Raw genomic sequence first — 20,126 nt, 5'->3', positions numbered from 1 at the left:
GTTTGTACGCGCGGCGCGCCGGGCCAGGCAGGCCAGGCAGGGCGCGGCCGCGTGCGCTAGTTTAGCCGCGTTCGCGGATTCGAAAGCCCGGGGAATCCCGGCGCACCGGCTGCCGCCGCGGTGCTCCGAGCCGCAGGCGGGCGCGGGCCGGCTTTGGCTTTTCCGGCCACAGGCAGTAACCTGATAGCTCCGCTTCACTTTCCGGAGCGCCACCGCCGGCGCTCCCATCGGAGGAGGTCCGCGTGATCCGAGCTTCTTACCTGTGCCTGACGGTTGCGTGCCTGGTGGCGGCCTGCGAGACGCCGCCGCAGCTGGCTCCGCGCCCGGTGCCGCCGCCCGCCACCCGCATCACCGTCGATCCCCAGGCCATGTCGCGGGCGGCATCCGCGGCCTGCGAGCCGGCGGTGGCGGAAGCGCTCCAGCGCCGTTATCCGCAACCCGGCAGCGTCATGCTGATGGCCGACCGCGAGCAGTATTACCAGCGTCCCAACGCGCAGACCTCGGTCAACGGCGAAGGCGTGTTCGAGCCGGACGACAGCTCGTCCGCGATCGGCTTCCACTACGTCTGCCTGTACAACGCGCGCACCGGCAAGGTCGACGATGTCCAGATGCGGTACTGAGCCGCGGCTATGCTCCACCTATATCGCTGCGATGCCGATGTGGGGCGCGCAGATTGCCTGACTTTGATACCCGGCCGCAAGGCTGACAGGAGAACCGCATGCCGTACCTGATCGAAACCGTCGACAAGCCTGACCACCAGCACGTGCGCCAGGCCACCCGCGCCAGCCACCTGGACTACCTCGACGCCAACAAGGCGCTGCTGCTGGCCTGCGGCGCCAAGCTCAACGATGACGGCTCCGACGCCGGCGGCGGCGTCTATATCGTCGATGTCGACAGCCGCGAGGCCGCGCAGCGTTTTATCGACGCCGACCCGTTCGCCGCGGCGGGCCTGTTTGCCGAGGTGCGCATCGTGCGCTGGCGCAAGGCCTATCTCGACGGCACCCGCCGCCTCTGAACCGGGCCGCGCACGCTGCCCATCGCCACCCATCACCCGGAGACTCCATGCTGTTCATGGCCGAAATGACCGTCAGGATTCCCGCATCGCTCGACCCGCAATTGGTCGAGCAGCTCAAGGCCGATGAAAAGGCCATGTCGCAGCGCCTGCAGCGCGAAGGCAAGTGGCGCCACCTGTGGCGCGTGGTGGGCCAGTACGCCAACGTCAGCATCTTCGACGTCAGCGACAACGATGAACTGCACACCTTGCTGATCGCGCTGCCGCTGTACCCGTACATGGAGATCAACGTCACGCCGCTGGCCCGGCACGGCTCCGCCATCGCGCAGAACTGAGCCGCCGACCCGCAACACCGCCCGCCGAGTTACCGGCCGTGCCGGCACTTTCCGTGGCCCGGCCGCGTGGCTTATCATGCACCCCTTTCCGTAGTGTCCTGCCGTTGGTGCGCCCGGTCTCGGATCCCCGCATCCGGGTCATTGACAGGGTCGTAGCACGCGGACAAGATGCGACCGACAGATGCGCCTCCGGGACGACATGCCGGCAGCCATAGCCGAAATGCCCGCTGAGCGCACAAGAACTTTTGGGAATCGGGGTCATGAAGCCTATCTTTCGTCAACTGGCGGGCGCGGTCACGCTCGCCGTCATGCTGTCCGGCTGCGCCAGCGGGCCTGACTATGCCGGCAACCCGGCGGCGGCCGAGCAGCCGCCCTCCGACCAGGCCATGAAGGCCTTGTCCGCCGAGGTCTTCACCTTTGCCTATCCGATGGTGCTGATGGACGTGACGCGCGAGCTGATGACGCTGCGCACGCCCCCCAACACCTTCAGCCACAAGCGCACCTTCCCGGACGCCACCTTCACCGATGTGGTCAGCCCCAATGCCGACACGCTGTACTCGTCGGCGTGGCTGGACCTGTCGCGCGAGCCAGTGATCCTGTCAGTGCCGGATACGCGCGGGCGCTATTACCTGATGCCGCTGATGGATGCCTGGACCAATGTGTTCGCCGCACCGGGCAAGCGCACCACCGGCACCCGCCGCGGCAATTTCGCCATCACCGGTCCGGACTGGCGCGGCACGCTGCCCAGGGGCGTGCAGGAGATCCGCTCGCCCACGTCGATGGTCTGGCTGATCGGCCGCACCCAGGCCAGCGGCAAGCAGGATTTCGCGGCGGTGCACCGGCTGCAGGACCAGTACCGGCTGACACCGCTGTCGGCCTGGGGCGGCGGCCGCCGCGTGCCGGACAAGGCCGCGGCGCGGCCCGCGCTGGACCCCGACAGCGCCCCGGTCGAGCAGGTGGCGGCCATGGACGCACAGGCGTTCTTCACGCGTTTCGCCGCGCTGCTGCCGGCCAACCCGCCGGCGCCGGCCGACAGCGCCATGGTCGAGAAATTGCGCCGCATGGGCATCCGCCCGGGCGTGCCGTTCAAGACCACGGTGATGGAGCCGTCCACCGCGCGCGCGGTGCAGGAAGGCGCCACGGCCGCGCTGGCGGCGATCGAGCAGGCGGCGCGCAAGGGCAACGCCGATGCCGGCAACGGCTGGGTCATGCATCGCGACCTGGGCACCTACGGCACCAATTACGGCCGCCGCGCGGTCACAGCGTGGGTGGGGCTGGGTGCCAACCTGCCGGAGGACGCGATCTACGCCTCCACCCGCACCGATGCCAACGGCAAGCCGCTGCAGGGCGGGGCACGCTACGTGCTGCACTTCGACAAGAACCAGCTGCCGCCGGCGCGCGCGTTCTGGTCGCTGACGCTGTACAACGAGCGCCAGGCCTTCGTCCCGAACCCGATCCAGCGCTATGCCATCGGCAGCCGCGACCGCCTGCGCTACAACCGCGACGGCTCGCTCGACATCTACATCCAGCATGAGCGCCCGGCCGGCGCCAGGGCCGCCAACTGGCTGCCGGCGCCGCCCGATGGCCTGAACATGATGCTGCGCGCGTACTGGCCGGAACAGGCGTTGCTGGACGGCAGCTGGATGCCGCCGCCGGTGATGCGCGTGAACTGATCCGCCGGACGCCGGCAGGCAAACAGGCCGCATGCCCCGACGGGCATGCGGCCTGTTTTTTTTTACGCCGCGGTGTTCTGCGGGCGGCTGGCGGTCAGTGTGCGTGCGTGGCGCAGGCAGTGCAGGTGCTGGCCGTATGCGGAACCGGTGCGGTGCCGGCTGTGGCAGTGCGCTCGACGCGCTGCCACGTCCGGACTTCCGGCGCCGACAGGCGCTGGCGCAATGCGCGGGCCGCGCTGACCATGTTGGCCAGCGCCGCTTCGGTTTCCTCCCAGCCCCGCGTCTTCAGCCCGCAATCCGGGTTGACCCACAGCCTTTGCGGCGGCACCACTTCGCAGGCGCGGTCCAGCAGCCGTTCCATCGCCTGCACCGACGGCACGCGCGGCGAGTGGATGTCATAGACGCCCGGCCCGATCTCGTTGGGGTAATCGAAATCGCCAAAGCCCTCGAGCAGCTCCATCGCCGAGCGCGAGGTCTCGATGGTGATCACGTCGGCGTCCATCGCCGCGATTGCGGGCAGGATGTCGTTGAATTCGGCATAGCACATATGCGTGTGGATCTGGGTCTGGTCCCGCACGCCGCTGGCCGACAGGCGGAACGCGGTTACCGCCCAGTCCAGGTAGGCGTCCCAGTCGGCGCGGCGCAGCGGCAGCCCTTCGCGCAGCGCCGGTTCATCGATCTGGATCACGCGGATGCCGGCCTGCTCCAGATCGCATACCTCGTCGCGGATCGCCAGCGCGAGCTGGCGCGCGGTGGTGGCGCGCGGCTGGTCGTCGCGCACGAAGGACCATTGCAGCATGGTGATGGGGCCGGTCAGCATGCCCTTCATCGGCCGCTCGGTCAGCGACTGGGCGTAGCGGGCGGTGTCGACCGTCATCGGTTCCGGGCGGTACACGTCGCCGTAGATCACCGGCGGCTTGACGCAGCGCGAGCCGTAGCTCTGCACCCAGCCGTTCTCGGTGAAGCCATAGCCGCACAACTGCTCGCCGAAGTATTCGACCATGTCGTTGCGCTCGGCCTCGCCGTGCACCAGCACGTCCAGCCCCAGCGCTTCCTGCTTGCGCACCGCCAGCGCGATCTCGGCGCGGATGCGCTCGAGGTATTCAAGCGCGCCGATCTCGCCGCGCTTGAATGCCGCACGGGTCTGGCGGATCGCGGCGGTCTGCGGGAACGAGCCGATGGTGGTGGTCGGCAGCAGCGGCAGCGCAAGCGCCTTGCGCTGGCGCTCGATGCGCTCGGCGAAGGGACTGGCGCGGTGCGCCATCGCATCATCCACGCCAGCCAGGCGCTGCTGCACGCGCGCATTGACCACGCGTCGCGAGGCCCGGCGCGACGCCTGCGCGGCGTCCGACGCGGCCAGGGCGTCGGCGACGGCCCCGTCGCCCTGGTTCAGCGCGCGGGCCAGCACCGACAGTTCGTCCAGCTTTTCGGTGGCGAAGGCGAGCCACGACTTCAGCTCGGCATCGAGCCGCGCTTCCTGCGCCAGCGACACCGGCACATGCAGCAGCGAGCACGACGGTGCCAGCCACAGGCGCTCGCCCAGCGCGCCGTGCAGCGGGCGCAGCAGGTCCAGCACGCGGCGCAGGTCTGTGCGCCAGATATTGCGGCCGTCGATCACGCCCAGCGACAGCACCGCATGCGCGGGCAGCACGGCCTGCCATGCCGCCAGTTGCGCGGGGGCGCGCACCAGGTCGATATGGAAGCCGTCGACCGGCAGCGCGGAAGCGCGCTGCGCATGGTCGGCGGCGTTGTCGAAGTAAGTCGCCAGCAGCAGCTTCGGGCGCGCCGTCGGGCCACCCTCATGCAGCGCGGCATAGGCGGTGTCGAAGGCGTCGAGCCACGCCGGTTCCAGGTCCAGGCACAGCGCCGGCTCGTCGATCTGCACCCACTCGATGCCACGTGCCTTGAGCTGGCCCAGGATGCGGCGATACGCCTGCAGCAGCCGCGGCAGCAGCGACAGCCGGTCGAAGCCCGGCACATGGCTCTTCGACAGCCACAGGTAGGTGACGGGGCCGATCAGCGCCGGACGGGCGCGCAGCCCCAGCGCCAGCGCCTCATCGGTTTCCTCGAAGAACCATTGCGGGCCGCCGTCGAAGCTGGTGTCGGCGTCCAGCTCCGGGACCAGGTAGTGGTAGTTGGTGTCGAACCACTTGGTCATCTCCATCGCCGGCTGCTCGCGGTTGCCGCGCGCCAGTTCGAAATACTGCGCCAGCGTCAGCTGCGCCGGGTCGAAGCCGAAGCGCCGCGGCAGCGCGCCCAGCAGCGCGGTCAGGCTCAGCATCTGGTCGTACCAGGCAAAGTCGCCGGTGGCGACGGTGTCCAGGCCGCGCTCGGCCTGCAGCTGCCAGTGGCGGCGGCGCAGTTCGGCGGCCACCGTGCGCAATTCGGCCTCGGTGCGTTCGCCGCGCCAGAACGCTTCCTGCGCGAATTTCAGTTCGCGGCGTTCGCCGATGCGGGGAAAGCCGAGGATATGGGTGCGTGCCATCGATGTTGCTCCGGTAGAGGTCTAGCGCACAGTGTCGGTTTGCCCGTAAAATGAATCAAGCGACAAGTTTTAAACAATATATGAATCCATTTCATATCAAGACGGAACGACGGCGACGCGGGAGCCGTGCATGATCGAAGTCCGCCATTTGCGTTCGCTGGTTGCCATTGCCGAGTCTGGCAAGCTGGCCACCGCTGCCGAGCGCGTGCATGTCAGCCAGTCAGCGCTGTCGCACCAGATCAAGGCGATCGAATCGCACTACGGCTTGCCGCTGTTCGACCGCACGCGCCAGGGCCTGCGCTTTACGCCGGCGGGCGAGCGCCTGCTGGCGCTGGCGCGCGAGGTGCTGGCCGCGGTCAGCGCGGCCGAGCGCGATATCGCACGGCTCAAGGGCGACACCCGCGGCGAGTTGCGCGTGGTGCTGGAATGCCATACGTGCTTTGACTGGCTGATGCCGGTGATGGACGAATTCCGCCGGCGCTGGCCGGAGGTTGAAGTGGATCTGGTCGCGGGCTTCCATGCCGATCCCATCGCGCTGCTGCGCGACGGCCGCGCCGACATGGTGATCGGGTCGCAGCCGGCGGCGCGGCGCGGGCTGGAGGTGGCGCCGCTGTTCCGCTTCGAGATCCTCGCGGTCATCGCCAACGAACACCGGCTGCGCAACAAGCGCCGCATCGAGGCCGCCGACCTTGCCGGCGAAACCCTCATCACCTACCCGGTGCCCGAGTCACGCATCGACCTGATCCGCGAGGTGCTGGAACCCGCCGGCATCCACCTGGAGCGGCGCACCGCCGAACTGACGGTGGCCGTGCTGCAACTGGTGGCGAGCCGCCGCGGCGTTGCGGCGCTGCCCAACTGGGGGGTCAAGAACTACGTCGACCACGACTACGTGCTCGCCAAGCGCATCGGCGCCAGGGGGCTATGGAGCGAACTGTATGCGACCGTGCCGACGGCGATGGCGCGGCGGCCCTACGTGGCGGATTTTGTCGCGATCGTGCGCGATACCTGCGCGGCGCAGCTCGACGGCATCGAACTGCTGGCGCCGGCGGCGTAGCGGCGAGGATCGGGTCAGGCCGTCAACATCAGTTCGGCGGGCCGGTCGCGGCGAGTGGCGGCGCGCGGCGCCGGTTCCGCCACCGTGTCATCGTCCGGATCCTCTACGTCCGCCACCAGCAATTCCACGTCGAAGCCGTTGTCGAGGCGGCGCAGGAACAGCCACAGCAGGCCGGCGTCGTCCGCCGTCAGCGTGGCATGCATCACGGCCTGCGGGCCGGCGTCAAAGCTCAGCTGCTGTGGCGCCAGTCCGGTACGGCGCGCATTGGCCAGCACCCATTCCATGGCGCCGAACAGGTCGGCAGGGGCAAGTCGCAGCGACAGGCTCAGGGTGGGGAGAGGGCGGGGGGCTGGCATGTGTCGTTTCCGGCAGTCGATCTATGCAGGTAAATTTACCAGCGGTGCCGCAGAATTGGCTTTTTAATTTTCTTCATATCCCGCCAAATATAAGTTGATGTATCTTAGTTTGGTAGAATTTGCGGAAGATTATTCCTGATAGATGGTGCTTGATGGCACAGTCACCCAAACTCGACGACACCGACCGCCGCATCCTGCGCGAACTGCGGCGCGACGGCCGCCTGTCCAATGCGCGGCTGGCGGAGCAGGTGGGCCTGTCGGCCACGCCGTGCTGGAACCGCGTGCGCGCGCTGGAAGAAAGTGGGGTCATCGAGGGCTACGCCGCGCTGCTGAACCAGCAGGCGCTGGGATTGCCCGATACCGTGCTGATCGAAGTCACGCTGGAGCGGCACGACGACGACATGCTGTACCGCTTCGGCAAGGCGCTGGCGGAATTGCCGGAGGTGATGGAGGCCTACCTGCTGACTGGCGAATACGACTACCTGATCAAGGTGGCGGTGGCCGGCACGCAGGGCTATGAGGAATTCCTGCGGCACAAGCTGTACAAGCTGCCCGGGCTGCGCCACAGCCGCTCGACCTTCGTGCTGCGCACGCTCAAGCGCGAGACCTCGGTCGAGCCCTGATCAGGCGGTCCTGAGCACTTCGCTGGTGGTGTTGCGCAGTGCGCGCAGGGCCTCGTTGCATTGCTGCGGCGTGGTGGGGTGCACCAGCACCGCCCAGCGGCCATGCTGGACGGCCTCGCGTACCGGCGTGATCACCAGTTGGTGGTCCGGCCGCGCGGTCATCAGGCCCGCCAGCAGCATGCCGAACATCACCCCCAGGAAGATCGCGGCGCCGGCCGCCAGGCCCGGGCTCTGCATCACCGCGTCGACTTCCTGCCGGTGCAGGATGCCGACCACGGCGAGGCCGACAATGGCGCCCAACGCGGCCATGATCAGGTGCGAGCGCACCGCGGTGTGGACGATGCCGTCGTTTTCAGGTTCGAGCTTGCGGCCGAAATGCGCCTCGTACGGGTGCACCAGCCGCACTTGGCCCCGCTTCAGGTGCGCCTCGTAGCAAACGCGCTCGGCGGCGCTGCTGGCCGCGAGCTTGGTGTCGAACAATGCTGCGAGCTTGGTGCCTGCGGCCTCGGCACTCAATGGATTGGCTGTCATGGCGAACTCCTGCTACGGCCGTGCCGCGAGGCGGGTGCTGCGCATTGTTGCCGTGCCCGCCGGGACGACCCATGTCCTGTAAACCGAGTCTAGAGACCCGTTTGAAGCGGCTGCATAAGTCGACGTCGCTTGCGCTTGTAGGAATTGGCCGACCACCCGTGCAGCCAGGCCCGGCGGGGGATTTCCAGCGCGAATGTCCGATTCCGCTCATAATGTCGGCGGTGCCGGGCTGCGCCCCCGCCTTTTGACCAAGAATTCCGGTATGAACGACACAGAAATTGAGCTGATCGACTCGGCGCGCCTGCCGACGCGATTCGGCGACTTTACGGCGCACGCCTTCAAGGGCGCCGATTCAGGCATCGAGCACCTGGCCCTCAGCGTGGGCGATGTGGCGGGCGACAACGTGCTGATCCGCATGCATTCCGAATGCCTGACCGGTGACGTGTTCGGCTCTTGCCGCTGCGATTGCGGGCCGCAACTCGAACTCGCGATGGAAAAGATCGCCGCCGAGGGCCGCGGCATCCTGCTGTACCTGCGCGGCCATGAAGGGCGCGGCATCGGCCTGGCCGAGAAGATCCGTGCTTACCGCCTGCAAGACGGCGGCCTCGACACCGTCGACGCCAACCTGGCACTGGGCCAGGCCATCGACGCCCGCAACTATGCCTTTGCCGCCGACCTGCTGCACCAGTGGGGCGTCAAGTCCGTGCGCCTGATGAGCAACAACCCGCTGAAGGCGGCCGCGCTCGAGAAGGCGGGCATCACGGTCTCGGAGCAGCTGCGCCACATCGTGCCGTCCAACGCCGAAAACGAGAAATACCTGGCGACCAAGCGTACGCGGATGGGACATCTGCTCGACTGAACGCGCTAGTGCGTGTGTTGCCCCGGCGCTCGGGACGCCGATCTCTCGCGAACCGCCCATGAAGTGGATTCTCGCCGCGATAGCCGTGCTGGTGGCCAGCCAACTGGTGTCGGGCTGGTGGGCGCCCTTGCTGGCGCTTGCGGTCTGGGCCGGCGGAGTGCTGCTGATCATGCTGGCCGGCCGCCTGCCGGGCGACCGCGAGGTGCACCCGCTTGCGGCCACGCCGGGCGTGACCGGTCCGGTGCCTGCCGCGCCGTCTCCCCTGATTGTGGCACCCGCCTCTTCTCCATTCCCTGTACCGGCTTCGCATTCCTTCGAGCCGGCCGCGACGCCGAATTCGGCGCAGGACGGCAATAGCTGGTGCCTGCCGCTCGAAGTCATCGGCATTTTCTTCAACGAGCGTTGGCCACGCACGGACATCTGCACCACCCGCGAGTACTTCCTGCGCGGTGGCGACCGCATGCTGCTGCGCTACGCGCCGCCCTGCGCCACGCCGGCAGGGCAGTTCTGGACTTGCGACGTTTCGGGGCGCTGGCGCGACGGCAGCCCGCCGCGCCAGGAGGTCCGCGTGAGCGCCGCGGGCTTCGCCTGCATACCGATACCGCATGACGGCGTCTATGAGATTGGCGTGGGCCAGGGCGACCCGACCGGGGCGGAACACGGCGAGATCGAGGTGTGGCTGGAATCGGACTCACCCGACCGATTGGCGCAAAGCAACGTGCCACTGCAGCAGAGTGGTGTCACATGGCGCTGCGATGCAGCGGGCCAATGGCACGTCGAGATTACCTACGAATCCACCGCGCTGGACCGCGCCGCGATACCGGCCCGCCAGCAAGTGTCGGTGCCGCGCAGCGCCGTAGTGCTGTTCGACCCTCGGCAGCTAGCCTGGGACGAAGCGGGCATTGGCGACCCGACCACGGATTGGGAGGCCGACCGACGCCACCTATTCCGCTACTACCTGCAATTGAGCCGGGGCGATGTGCTCGCCATCGAATATGCGTGGCGCCACGCGACGTTCGGCGTGCCGATGGAGGACAGTCATGGCATCTCCTTTACGCACGGAGAGCTGGAGTTGAGCCAGTTCGTGCGATCCCCGACGCTTCTCAGCGTGCAGACCAGCTGGAGCGAGACCAGTGCGGAAACGTCTCGCGTGATGACGGTGGTCTGCCCGGACGACGGCATCTTCCAGCTCGACCTGACGCTCTACGGCCCTGCAGCTTGGCGCAGCCGGCCTTCGGCGGACTTCCTGCAACTGCGTGTGCTGGGCGTGTTCTTACGCCGCCCGGCGCAGGTCCGTGATTTCAGCCTGATCGAGGGATGGGTGGAGGACTGGTATCGGCGCACGGTGCCCGTGCCGCGCGCTGCGCTGGCGCAATGCGCGACGGATTCTCGTATGCAGCACCTATCCGGCGCCCAAGCCTGATCCGACCCAGGGGTCGTGCGGCAGTGTTTTTGACTGATAGTTGCCAATGGCAACTATTGCCCATAGAATCCATCGGCCGCCCCACATACTGCCTACATGTCCAACGCAACCGGCTCCACCCATTCGATCCTCGAATTCATGTCGTTCCGCCTGAACCGGCTCTGCGAAATGACCAAGAATTCGGCCTCCGGCTTCTACGAGCGGGAATTCGGCATTGGCCTGCGCGAACTGCGCGTGCTGCGTTTTGCCGGGCTGGAACCCGGCTTGACGCTGACGCGATTGATGGAACTGGTGCTGCTGGAAAAAACGGTGACATCGAAGCTGGTCACCGCGCTGGCAAAGCGGGGTTTGCTGCGTCGGGAAGTCGGAGAGGCCGATGCCCGGCAGTTGAACCTGTACCTGACGCCTGCCGGCGAAGCGCTGGTGGCCCAGACCTACCAGCGCGGCGACGTGCTGGAGAAGATGTTCCTGTCGGTGCTGAGCGAGGCCGAGGTGAAGACGCTCGATCGCTGCATCGACAAGCTCACCAACGCCCTGATCGCACATCAGCAGGGCACGCAGGCACTGGCGGACTGAGGCGAGGGCAGCGACCCCCGATTAAAAATAATGCAAGGAGACAGCATGTCGTTGAAACCCCATTGGAAATCCCGGCGGTCATGGCGCCGCCTGGCTGGCGTGACCCTGTTCGCGGCGAGCTTGCCGGCGTGGAGCCAGCCCGCCGCCAGTGCGCCCAGCGCAGCGCCTCCGGCCGCCGTACCGGCGACGACGGTGGCGGCGGCGCTGGCCACCGATCCGAACCTCATGGGCTGGATGCAGGGTTTTCCGCCGCCGCCGGACAAGCTCATCACCCATGTGCCGGGGGGCAACCGGTTTCCGCGCAACCGCTGGCTGTTTTCGCATGTGCGCGAACTGGGGCCGACTGCATCGGTATGGCGCGGACCCGGCCCGGCCAGCACGCTGCCGCGCGCTGAGCAGGCCATCGGCGCGATCCCGTTCACCGATGCCGACGGTACGCGCCGCACCTTCGACGAGATGCTGGCGCTGACCTATACCGACGGCATCCTGGTGATGCACCAGGGCAAGGTCATCTACGAGCGCTATTTCGGCGCGCTCGACAGCCATACGCCGCATATCGCGATGTCGGTGACCAAGTCGTTCGTCGGCACGCTCGCCGCCATGCTGGCGGCGGAAGGCAAGCTCGACCCGGCCGCGCCGGTGACGCGCTACCTGCCGGAGATGGCCGGTACCGCGTATGGCGATGCCACGGTGCGGCAGGTGATGGACATGACCATCGGCGTGCGCTACTCCGAGGACTATGCCGATCCCAGGGCCGAGGTGTGGGACTACGCGCGCGCCGGCGGCATGCTGGCGCGCCCGGCCAACTACAACGGCCCCGGCACGTTCTATGACTTCCTGAAGACGCTGCAGAAAGACGGCAGCCACGATGCCGCGTTTGCCTACAAGACCGTCAATGCCGAGGTGCTGGCGTGGATCGTGCGCCGCGCCTCGGGCCAGTCGCTGGCGAAGCTGCTGTCCGAGCGGATCTGGCAGCCGATGGGCGCGGAGCAGGACGCGTATTTCACCGTCGACAGCATCGGCACAGAATCCGGCGGCGGCGGGCTGAACACCACCCTGCGCGATCTCGCGCGCTTTGGCGAGACCATCCGCGCCAACGGGCGCTTCAACGGCAAGCAGATCATCCCGGCATCGGTGGTGGCCGATATCCGCCGCGGCGGCAGCCGCGAGCTGTTTGCCAAGTCCGGCAGCGCAGCGGTGTTGCCGGGCTGGAGCTACCGCGACATGTGGTGGGTCTCGCACGACAGCCACGGCATGTTCCAGGCCGCCGGCATCCACGGCCAGCGCATCTACATCGACCCGCAAGCCGAACTGACCATCGTGCGCTACGCCTCGCATCCGGTGGCCGGCAACGCCGCCAACAACGCCATTACGTTCCGGGCCTTCAGGGCGGTGGCGGAAGCGCTGTCGCGATAGCGTGGTGCAACGGGGCGGGGCTGCCGCGCGGCCCACGTCCCGGAACAGGTTGCTATCTCCGCACTTTGCCACGCCTACGGGTTTGTCCCAGCCTCGCGCCGTAGCGCCTTGAATTTATTGACCTAATCGACGCTGTCGTGCCATCCGGCCCGCGCTTCGCAGCGAAATCGCCTTGACCGGATTTCGCCGGCGACGATAATGCAAACCACTGCAAACGTTTGCAAAGGAGGGCAGGTGGATACATACCTGGAACACGAGCAGCGCTCCCTGGACGGCGCGCTTTCACTGGTCGACGACGAGCAGTCGGTGACCCGCATCGTCGAGGCCGCGATGGCGGATACGCCCGATCCGCGCCTGCGCTTTGTCATGGGCGCGCTGGTCAGGCACCTGCATGCATTTCTGCGGGAGGCGCGCCTGACCGATGCGGAATTCGAGTTGGCGCTCGAGTTCGTGGCCCGGCTGGGTCAGGCCACGCATGCCACGCACAACGAAGTCGTGCTGGCCTCGGACGTGCTCGGGCTGTCGACCCTGGTGACCGTGATGAACAACGGCACGCGGCTCGGACGCACGCCCGGGGCGCTGCTGGGTCCGTTCTACCGCGCCAACGCGCCGCGCTATGCGTGCGGCGACTGCGTGGTGCAGGACAACGCGCCCGGCCTGCCGCTGTTCGTCAGCGGCACGGTGCGCGCTACCGACGGCACGCCGCTGCCGGGCGCACTGGTCGAAGTCTGGCAGGCTTCGCCGGTGGGGCTGTACGACAACCAGGATCCGGCCCAGCCCGACCGCAACCTGCGCGGCTGCTTCCATGCCGATGAGGGCGGTCACTACCATTTCCGCTCGGTGCGCCCGGCAGGCTATCCGGTGCCGACCGACGGCCCGGTGGGCACGCTGCTGGCCGCGCAGCGGCGCCATCCGTACCGGCCGGCGCATATCCATTTCATCGTCGCGGCGCCGGGCTACCGCACGCTGGTGACGCAGGTATTCGCCGACGAACCCGCCCAGCTGGAATCCGATGTCACCTTTGGCGTGCACCGGCAACTCGTCGGCCAGCTGCAGCGGCACGACCACGGGTACAGCCCGTGGGGCAGCGTGCCGGCGCCATTCTTTACGCTCGCGTTCGATTTCACCCTCGAGCCGGGCGAGCAGACCTTTCCCAAGCCGCCCATCGACTGAGCGCGGCTTTCGCCCCATTCCTGACTAATCACATCGAAACCAATGAGCGCCTCTTCTCTTTCCGGCAAGGTAGCCGTGATCCTCGGCGGCAGCGGTGGCATTGGCCTGGCGGCCGGCGCGACGCTGGCGCGCCTGGGTGCCAGCATCGTGCTGGCCGGCCGCGATGCCGACAAGGCGGCCAGCGCCGCGGCCGCGCTGCCGGCCGGCAACCACCTGGCCGCGGTGGCCGAGATCGGTGACAGCGCATCGCTGCGCAAGCTGGCCGACGAAACCAGCCATCACTACGGTCGCGTCGATATCCTGGTGAACAGCGCGGGCTTTACACGCGCCATTCCGCATGCCGACCTCGACGCGCTCGACGACGCCCTGATCGACGCGCTGTTCGCCATCAACTGGCGCGGCCAGTTCGCCGCGATCCGCGCCTTCGCGCCGCTGCTGCGCGCCAACGGCGACGGGCTGGTGGTCAATGTCGGCTCCATCGCGGGCCGCACCGGGCAGGGCAGCAACGTGGCCTACTGCGCGGCCAAGGCCGGCCTGGACGCCATGGCGATGTCGCTGGGACGCGCGCTGGCGCCGGCGATCCGCGTGCTCAATGTCTCTCCGGGCGTGGTCGACACTGGCTTCGTGCCGGGGCGCGATGACAGCTTCAACGAGCGCGCCGCCCGGACCACGCCGCTGCGCCGCATCGGCCAGGCGCAAGACGTGGCCGATGCCATCGCCGCCTGTGCCACTTCACTTCGCTTCGCCACCGGCACCACCATCGTCGTCGATGGCGGCCGCCAGCTGGGCTAGGCCGAGCCGAGCCAATCACGCAACTACTGACCACGCCATGCATGCACGCAAGACCATCATCACCTGCGCGGTGACCGGCAACATCGTCACCCCCGAACAGCATCCCGGCCTGCCCGTCACGCCGGCGCAGATCGCCGATGCCGCGCTGGAGGCCGCCGAAGCGGGCGCCGCCGCCGCGCATATCCATGTGCGCGACCCGGAGACCGGGCGCCCGTCCATGTCGCTCGACTACTACGCTGACGTCATCGACCGCATCCGCAAGCGCAACCGCGAGCTGATCATCAATCTCACCACCGGGCCGGGCGGACGCTTCGTGCCGAGCGAGGACGAGCCGCGCGTGGCCGCGCCCGGGACCACGCTGCTGCATCCGTCCAAGCGTGTCGAGCACATTGCCGCGTTGCGGCCGGACGTATGCTCGCTCGACCTGAACACCATGAATTCCGGCGCCGACGTGGTCATCAACACGCCCGCCAACGTGCGCAAGATGGCGGACATCATCCGCGGCGCCGGCGTGATGCCGGAACTGGAGATCTTCGATTCGGGCGACCTCAACATGGCCCTCGACTTCATCCGCGAAGGGGTGCTGGACGGCCCCGGGCTCTGGACCTTCGTGCTGGGCGTCAAGTATGGCTTTGCACCCACGCCGGAGACGATCTTCTACGCCCGCAACATGCTGCCCGCGGGCGCGCACTGGTCCGCCTTTGGCATCGGCCGCGCGGAATTTCCGATCGTCGCGCAGGCGTGGCTCGCCGGCGGCCATGTGCGCGTCGGCCTGGAAGACAACATCTACCTGGAGAAGGGCGTGCTCGCGCCCGACAACGCCGCGCTGGTCGCCAAGGCGAGCGATATTGTGCGGTCGCTCGGCGGCGAGCTGGCCTCGCCGGCGCAGGCGCGCCGCACGCTGGGCCTGCGCGAGGCCTGAGGCAACGCCGCACCGGATTCCAACCAAACCGAAACCATCATGAACGTCATTCGAGTCAACCACAAAGCCAACGATATCGAGACCCTGCAGCTGGAACTGCAAGGCATGCCGCGTCCGCAAGCCGCGGCTGACCAGTGCATCATCGAAGTCGCCAGTGCCGGGGTCAACCCCAGCGACGTCAAAGCCACGCTGGGCCTGATGCCGCATGCGGTCTGGCCGCGCACGCCCGGCCGCGACTATGCCGGCCTGGTGGTCGATGGCCCGTCGCAACTGCTGGGGCTGCAGGTGTGGGGCAGCGGCGGCGAACTGGGCATTCGCCGCGACGGCACCCATGGCAAGTACCTGCGCATCGACGCGGCCTCGGTGCGCGCCAAGCCGGCATCGGTATCGCTGCTGGAAGCGGGCGCGGTGGGCGTGCCGTTCATCACGGCCTATGAAGGACTGCGCCGCGCGGGCATGCCGCAGGCCGGCAGCACCGTGCTGGTGTGCGGCGGCAATGGCAAGGTCGGGCAGGCCACCATCCAGATCGCCACGGCACTGGGCGCGCGTGTCTTTGCCGTGGAGCGGACGGCTCAGCCTTACCGCGGCCATGCGAGCGGCACGGTCCGCATGATCGATGCCAGCCGCGAGCCGATTGCCGAGGTGGTGCGCGAAGAGACCGGCGGGCACGGCGCGGACATCGTCTACAACACCGTCGGCAGTCCGTACTTCGAGCAGGCCAACCGCAGCATGGCAATCGGCGCCACGCAGATCTTCATCTCGACCATCGAGAAGCCGGTGCCGTTCGACATCTTCGCCTTCTATCGCGGCCAGCACACCTATGTGGGCGTGGACACGCTGGCGCTCGACAGCAACGCCTGCGCGCGCATCCTGGACCAGCTCGCGCCGATGTTCGCCAGCGGCCAGCTGTGGCCGTTCCCGGTACTGCCCGATTACACCTATTCGCTGGCGCAGGCCAGGGAGGCCTACCGTGCCGTGCTGGAGGGCGCGGCGGAACGCGTGGTGCTCCAGCCATGAACGTTACCCGGTTCGCCCAGGCGCCGGCGTACTTTCCGGCGAATCATGAGGGCATGCATTGCCTGCGCCTGCAGGGCCATGAAGCGGGGCCCGCAGCGTCGCTGTGGCTCGGCGTCTCGGTGCTGCTGCCGGGCGGGCATACCGCGCTGGATGCCTCGGCGGTGGAAAAGCACTACGTCGTGCTGGAAGGCGAGGTCTGCATTCGCACGTCGGAACAAGCGGCGCTGCTGGGACAGTTCGATTCGGTACGGCTTGCGCCCGGGGAAGCGCGTCAGGTATCGAATCCGGGCAATCGGCCCGCAATGCTGCTGCTGGCGATGCCGTTTCCGGCCACCTGATTTTTTTGACGCTGTTGTGCAAACGATTGCAAAAACGTCACGTTCGCTTGCCAGACGACAACCGCGACACCACGACAACCACAACAAAGGGAGACACCCATGACAATCGCCCCCATGCGCGGAAGGGCCTGGCTGCTGGCCGCCAGCGCCGCGGCCGGCTGGGCCGGGCAGGCCGGCGCCCAGTCCACCGTGACCCTGTACGGACGTCTTAACACGGCACTGGAATATGCCCGGGCCAGCACGGCCACCGACGGGACGCATCTCGGCGGTACTGGCCGCCTGACCAATAACCGCTCTGTGTTCGGCATGCGCGGAGAAGAAGGACTGGGCGGCACCCTGAAGGCCATCTGGCAGATCGAGAGCAATCTGTCGCTCGATAACGGCCAGGGCCAGATCGCTGGCCGCAATTCGCGCATCGGCCTGCAGGGCAAGGCCGGCACCCTGTTCATGGGCCACTGGCAGACGCCCTATACCGAGGCGACCGCGGGCTATGACCCGTATTACCCCACCACCGCCGGTTACATGGCGCTGATCGGCAACGGGTCGGCGTCGAGCACCGACAACGTGCAGGACACCAGCGCCTTCGACCGCCGCCAGAAGAACATCATTGTCTACAAGACGCCCTCGCTGGCGGGGTTCAGCGGTGCCGCGGCCTGGGGTGTCAACGAGGAGAAGATCAGCGTGCCGCGCAATCCGGCGCTGTACTCCTTTTCCGCGGCCTATGACAACGGTCCGCTCAACGTGGTGCTGGCATACGAACTCCACCAGCACTACCAGACCGCCGGCCGCAATGACGATGCGATCAAGGCGGGCGTGTCCTACAAGTTTCCCAGCACGACCGTCGCGCTGCTCTATGAACGGCTGCACTACCGCACCGCCACCGGCGACCTGACGCGTAACGGCTACTACGCGTCGCTGGTGCAGAAGCTGGGCCCGGGCAGCGTGCGCGTGGGCGTGGCGCTGGCCGGCAATGGCGCAGGCAGCGCCACGGAGACGGTGGGCTTTTTCCGCAGCGGCGCGGAGACAGGCGCCACGCAGGTGACGGTGGGCTACGACTATCCGCTGTCCAAACGCACCGCGCTGTACGCCTACTACAGCCGCATCCATAACAAGCGCAATGCGATCTACGACTTTGCCATCAATGAACAGGGTGTCAGCGCCGGCGCCGACCCACAGACCTTTGCCCTGGGCATGCGCCATTTCTTCTGAGGCGTGCCGCTTCGACCCGATCCGGTAGTGAGGAGACAGACCATGATTCGATCCATCCGAGGCGCCGTGGTGGCGCTGAGCTCGTCCTTGATGCTTGCCGCCGCGCCCGCCGCGTTGGCCCAGGCGCCGTACCCCGCCAAGCCGGTCCGCCTGGTGGTGCCGTTTTCGGCGGGCAGCGCCACCGACATCCTGGCGCGCATCATCGGCACCAAGATGAGCGAAGGCGGCACCTACCAGGTGATCGTCGACAACCGCCCCGGCGCCGGCGGCACGCTCGGCGCGACCGGCGTCGCCAAGGCGGCGCCGGATGGCTACACGCTGATCCTGGTGTCGGTGGGCCATGCGATCAACGCCACGCTGTATCCCAAGCTGGCTTACGACACTGTCAAGGACTTCGCGCCGGTGTCGCTGGTGGCGACGGTGCCCAACGTGCTGGTGGTCAGCGCCGGCAGCAAATACAAATCGGTGCACGACCTGGTGACGGCTGCCAGAGCGGCGCCCGGAAAGCTGAATTTCGATTCGGCCGGCTCCGGCAGCTCCACGCATCTCAGCGGCGAGATGTTCAGGATGCAGGCCGGCATCGACATCGTCCATATCCCGTACAAGGGCACGGGCGAGGCGCTGACCGACGTCATGGCCGGGCGCGGCGACATGATGTTCGCCCCGACGGTGTCGGCCATGCCGTTCGTGCGGGAGGGCAAGCTGCGCGCGCTGGCGGTCACCACGGCCAGGCGCAGCAGTTCGCTGCCCGATATTCCGACCGTGGCAGAGTCCGGCTTGCCGGGCTACGCCTTCGACTCGTGGTTTGGCATCCTGGCGCCGGCCGGCACGCCGAAGGAGATCATCGATACCCTCAACGCCGAGATCGGCAGGGCGCTGGCGGCGCCCGACGTGCGCGATCGGCTGGCGGCGCAGGGCGCAGAGCCGAAGCGATCGTCACCGCAGGAATTCGCCTCGTATATCCAGGCAGAGATCGGCAAGCTTGCGCCGGTCATCCGCCAATCCGGGGCGCTTGCGGGGCAGTAGCGCCGCGCGGAGCGGGGCGCCGGGAGACGGATTGCGCGCTGGCTTAAAATGGCGTACTCCCATCCTTCCCGGCCCTCACCCTACATGCCCGAGCGCAAGCGCCTCACCCTCAAAGACCTGGCTGCCGAGATCGACGTGCATTATTCGACCGTGTCGCGGGTGATGAACCCGGCGACGCGGCATCTCGTGGCAGAAGACGTGGCGGCGCGCGTGCTGGCCGTTGCCGAGGCGCGCGGCTTTTCCCCCAACCGCATTGCCGCCGGCCTGCGCACCCAGCGCTCCGGGCTGATCGGCGTGGTGCTGCCCGATATTGCCAACCCCGTGTTTCCGCCGATCCTGGCCGGGATCGAGGTGGTGCTGGCGCAGCAGGGCTATGTGCCGATCGTGGTCAACGCGGGCAGCGACAAGCGCCGGCAGCGGTTCGTGATCGACCAGCTGCTCGGGCGGCAGGTCGAAGGGCTGGTGCTGGCCACCGCCGAACGCGAGGATCCGTTGCTCGAGTATTGCCTGGCACGGCACGTCCCCGTGGTGACAGTCAACCGCGGCGAAGGGTCGGGCAGCGTGTCCTCGGTCGTGAGCGACAGCGTGCGGGCCATGCAGCTGACCGTCGATCACCTGATGGAGCTCGGTCATCGCCGCATCGGGCATATCGCCGGGCCGGCATCGCTGTCAACCGGCTACCTGCGCCGCGAGGGCTTTATCCAGGCCGTCAGGCGCCATCGCCTGCGTCGCGCGGACTGGCACGTGGTCGAGGCATCCAGCTATTCCCGCAATGCGGGCCGGGTCGCCTGCGCGCAACTGATGACCGTGTTTCCCGCCCTGACCGCGATTGCGGCGGCCAACGACCTGGTCGCGATGGGCTGCTACGACCACCTGCGCGAGCAGGGCCTGCATTGCCCCGACGACATCTCGGTCATCGGCCACAACGATATGCCATTCGTCGATGCCCTGACGCCGCCGCTGACGACGATCCGGATCGCCGTGCACGAGATGGGCGAGGAGGCGGCGCGCCTTCTGCTCAGGAAGATCAGCAAGCCGGCCTCCGATCCGGTCACCGTGCAATTGCAGCCCCACCTCATCGTGCGGGGTTCCACGGCGGCGCCGCGCAAGGCGTGAAACGCCGGCCCATTTTGGGCACTTCTCATTGCACAACTTCTCAACGGCTGCTCAGTGGCTCTTGCCGACCCATCTCAGCCATCCAGACGTCTCAGCCTCGATGACCGGTATTGATAGAGGATTGCTCAACGACAAGGCGCGTCTGCAGTCACGAACCGCTTTTCCGCGTGGGGCAGCATTGACTACACCT

The 20,126-nt window shown here is 67.6% G+C and carries 21 protein-coding genes; 18 read left to right on the top strand and 3 right to left on the bottom strand.

What is annotated here, in order from left to right:
* Positions 1-242 precede the first annotated feature (242 nt).
* From CBM2588_RS22945 to CBM2588_RS22930, 4 genes are all read left to right on the top strand, one after another.
* Positions 243-620: a short-chain fatty acid transporter gene (locus CBM2588_RS22945; RefSeq protein ID WP_115682639.1), complete on the top strand. Its 378-nt coding sequence runs from the start codon at positions 243-245 to the stop codon at positions 618-620.
* Positions 621-718: 98 nt separating this feature from the next.
* Positions 719-1,015, top strand: a complete 297-nt coding sequence (locus CBM2588_RS22940; RefSeq protein WP_115682638.1) for a YciI family protein — start codon at positions 719-721, stop codon at positions 1,013-1,015.
* Positions 1,016-1,062: 47 nt separating this feature from the next.
* Positions 1,063-1,347 carry a muconolactone Delta-isomerase gene (gene catC / locus CBM2588_RS22935; protein ID WP_115682637.1) on the top strand — a complete coding sequence of 95 codons (285 nt, stop codon included), beginning with the start codon at positions 1,063-1,065 and terminating at the stop codon, positions 1,345-1,347.
* 260 nt (positions 1,348-1,607) lie between these two features.
* Positions 1,608-3,020 carry a DUF1254 domain-containing protein gene (locus tag CBM2588_RS22930; RefSeq protein WP_115682636.1) on the top strand — a complete coding sequence of 471 codons (1,413 nt, stop codon included), beginning with the start codon at positions 1,608-1,610 and terminating at the stop codon, positions 3,018-3,020.
* A 94-nt stretch (positions 3,021-3,114) separates the two neighbouring features.
* Here the strand turns inward: CBM2588_RS22930 and metE are convergent, their stop codons facing one another.
* Complete coding sequence (gene metE / locus CBM2588_RS22925) at positions 3,115-5,505, bottom strand: 5-methyltetrahydropteroyltriglutamate--homocysteine S-methyltransferase (RefSeq protein WP_115682635.1); 2,391 nt, start codon at positions 5,503-5,505, stop codon at positions 3,115-3,117.
* A 130-nt stretch (positions 5,506-5,635) separates the two neighbouring features.
* Here metE and CBM2588_RS22920 point away from each other — a divergent pair, with 130 nt between their 5' ends.
* The gene (locus CBM2588_RS22920; protein ID WP_115682634.1) at positions 5,636-6,559 is read left to right on the top strand and encodes a LysR family transcriptional regulator; all 924 of its coding nucleotides are present in this window, start codon (positions 5,636-5,638) and stop codon (positions 6,557-6,559) included.
* 14 nt (positions 6,560-6,573) lie between these two features.
* On the opposite strand, the gene CBM2588_RS22915 is transcribed toward CBM2588_RS22920, so the two are convergent.
* A complete protein-coding gene (locus CBM2588_RS22915; RefSeq protein WP_115682633.1) occupies positions 6,574-6,915 on the bottom strand; it encodes an AsnC family transcriptional regulator in 342 nt (113 codons plus the stop codon).
* 152 nt (positions 6,916-7,067) lie between these two features.
* On the opposite strand from CBM2588_RS22915, the gene CBM2588_RS22910 reads away from it, so the two are divergent.
* Positions 7,068-7,538 carry an Lrp/AsnC family transcriptional regulator gene (locus CBM2588_RS22910; protein WP_115682632.1) on the top strand — a complete coding sequence of 157 codons (471 nt, stop codon included), beginning with the start codon at positions 7,068-7,070 and terminating at the stop codon, positions 7,536-7,538.
* Here the strand turns inward: CBM2588_RS22910 and CBM2588_RS22905 are convergent, their stop codons facing one another.
* Positions 7,539-8,069: a riboflavin biosynthesis protein RibA gene (locus tag CBM2588_RS22905; RefSeq protein WP_115682631.1), complete on the bottom strand. Its 531-nt coding sequence runs from the start codon at positions 8,067-8,069 to the stop codon at positions 7,539-7,541. It abuts the gene before it with no gap.
* Positions 8,070-8,331: 262 nt separating this feature from the next.
* Between CBM2588_RS22905 and ribA the strand changes: the two genes are divergently transcribed.
* From ribA to CBM2588_RS22845, 12 genes are all read left to right on the top strand, one after another.
* Positions 8,332-8,928 (top strand): GTP cyclohydrolase II, encoded by a 597-nt coding sequence (gene ribA / locus CBM2588_RS22900; protein ID WP_062802974.1) that lies wholly within the window; start codon positions 8,332-8,334, stop codon positions 8,926-8,928.
* A gap of 58 nt (positions 8,929-8,986) precedes the next feature.
* A complete protein-coding gene (locus tag CBM2588_RS22895) occupies positions 8,987-10,351 on the top strand; it encodes a hypothetical protein (RefSeq protein ID WP_115682630.1) in 1,365 nt (454 codons plus the stop codon).
* A gap of 138 nt (positions 10,352-10,489) precedes the next feature.
* On the top strand, positions 10,490-10,927 hold the full coding sequence (locus tag CBM2588_RS22890; RefSeq protein ID WP_439897462.1) for a MarR family winged helix-turn-helix transcriptional regulator: 438 nt from the start codon (positions 10,490-10,492) through the stop codon (positions 10,925-10,927).
* A gap of 45 nt (positions 10,928-10,972) precedes the next feature.
* The gene (locus CBM2588_RS22885; RefSeq protein WP_115682628.1) at positions 10,973-12,343 is read left to right on the top strand and encodes a serine hydrolase domain-containing protein; all 1,371 of its coding nucleotides are present in this window, start codon (positions 10,973-10,975) and stop codon (positions 12,341-12,343) included.
* A gap of 330 nt (positions 12,344-12,673) precedes the next feature.
* The gene (locus CBM2588_RS22880; RefSeq protein ID WP_231942322.1) at positions 12,674-13,516 is read left to right on the top strand and encodes a dioxygenase family protein; all 843 of its coding nucleotides are present in this window, start codon (positions 12,674-12,676) and stop codon (positions 13,514-13,516) included.
* Positions 13,517-13,558: 42 nt separating this feature from the next.
* Positions 13,559-14,308 (top strand): SDR family NAD(P)-dependent oxidoreductase, encoded by a 750-nt coding sequence (locus tag CBM2588_RS22875; protein ID WP_115682626.1) that lies wholly within the window; start codon positions 13,559-13,561, stop codon positions 14,306-14,308.
* Between the two features lie 37 nt (positions 14,309-14,345).
* On the top strand, positions 14,346-15,230 hold the full coding sequence (locus tag CBM2588_RS22870; protein ID WP_115682625.1) for a 3-keto-5-aminohexanoate cleavage protein: 885 nt from the start codon (positions 14,346-14,348) through the stop codon (positions 15,228-15,230).
* Between the two features lie 39 nt (positions 15,231-15,269).
* Positions 15,270-16,247 (top strand): quinone oxidoreductase family protein, encoded by a 978-nt coding sequence (locus CBM2588_RS22865; protein WP_115682624.1) that lies wholly within the window; start codon positions 15,270-15,272, stop codon positions 16,245-16,247.
* Positions 16,244-16,585, top strand: a complete 342-nt coding sequence (locus tag CBM2588_RS22860; RefSeq protein ID WP_115682623.1) for a cupin domain-containing protein — start codon at positions 16,244-16,246, stop codon at positions 16,583-16,585. The genes CBM2588_RS22865 and CBM2588_RS22860 overlap by 4 nt, the downstream gene beginning before the upstream one ends.
* A gap of 114 nt (positions 16,586-16,699) precedes the next feature.
* A complete protein-coding gene (locus CBM2588_RS22855; protein ID WP_115682622.1) occupies positions 16,700-17,794 on the top strand; it encodes a porin in 1,095 nt (364 codons plus the stop codon).
* Positions 17,795-17,836: 42 nt separating this feature from the next.
* Positions 17,837-18,820, top strand: a complete 984-nt coding sequence (locus CBM2588_RS22850; protein ID WP_115682621.1) for a tripartite tricarboxylate transporter substrate binding protein — start codon at positions 17,837-17,839, stop codon at positions 18,818-18,820.
* Positions 18,821-18,904: 84 nt separating this feature from the next.
* Positions 18,905-19,936 (top strand): LacI family DNA-binding transcriptional regulator, encoded by a 1,032-nt coding sequence (locus CBM2588_RS22845; protein ID WP_231942244.1) that lies wholly within the window; start codon positions 18,905-18,907, stop codon positions 19,934-19,936.
* The last annotated feature ends 190 nt before the right edge of the window (positions 19,937-20,126 follow it).

The organism is Cupriavidus taiwanensis (genome assembly GCF_900250075.1).
Taxonomy (GTDB): domain Bacteria; phylum Pseudomonadota; class Gammaproteobacteria; order Burkholderiales; family Burkholderiaceae; genus Cupriavidus; species Cupriavidus taiwanensis_C.
Note: the sequence above shows the minus strand (reverse complement) of the source record. Positions and strands in the feature narration are given on the sequence as shown.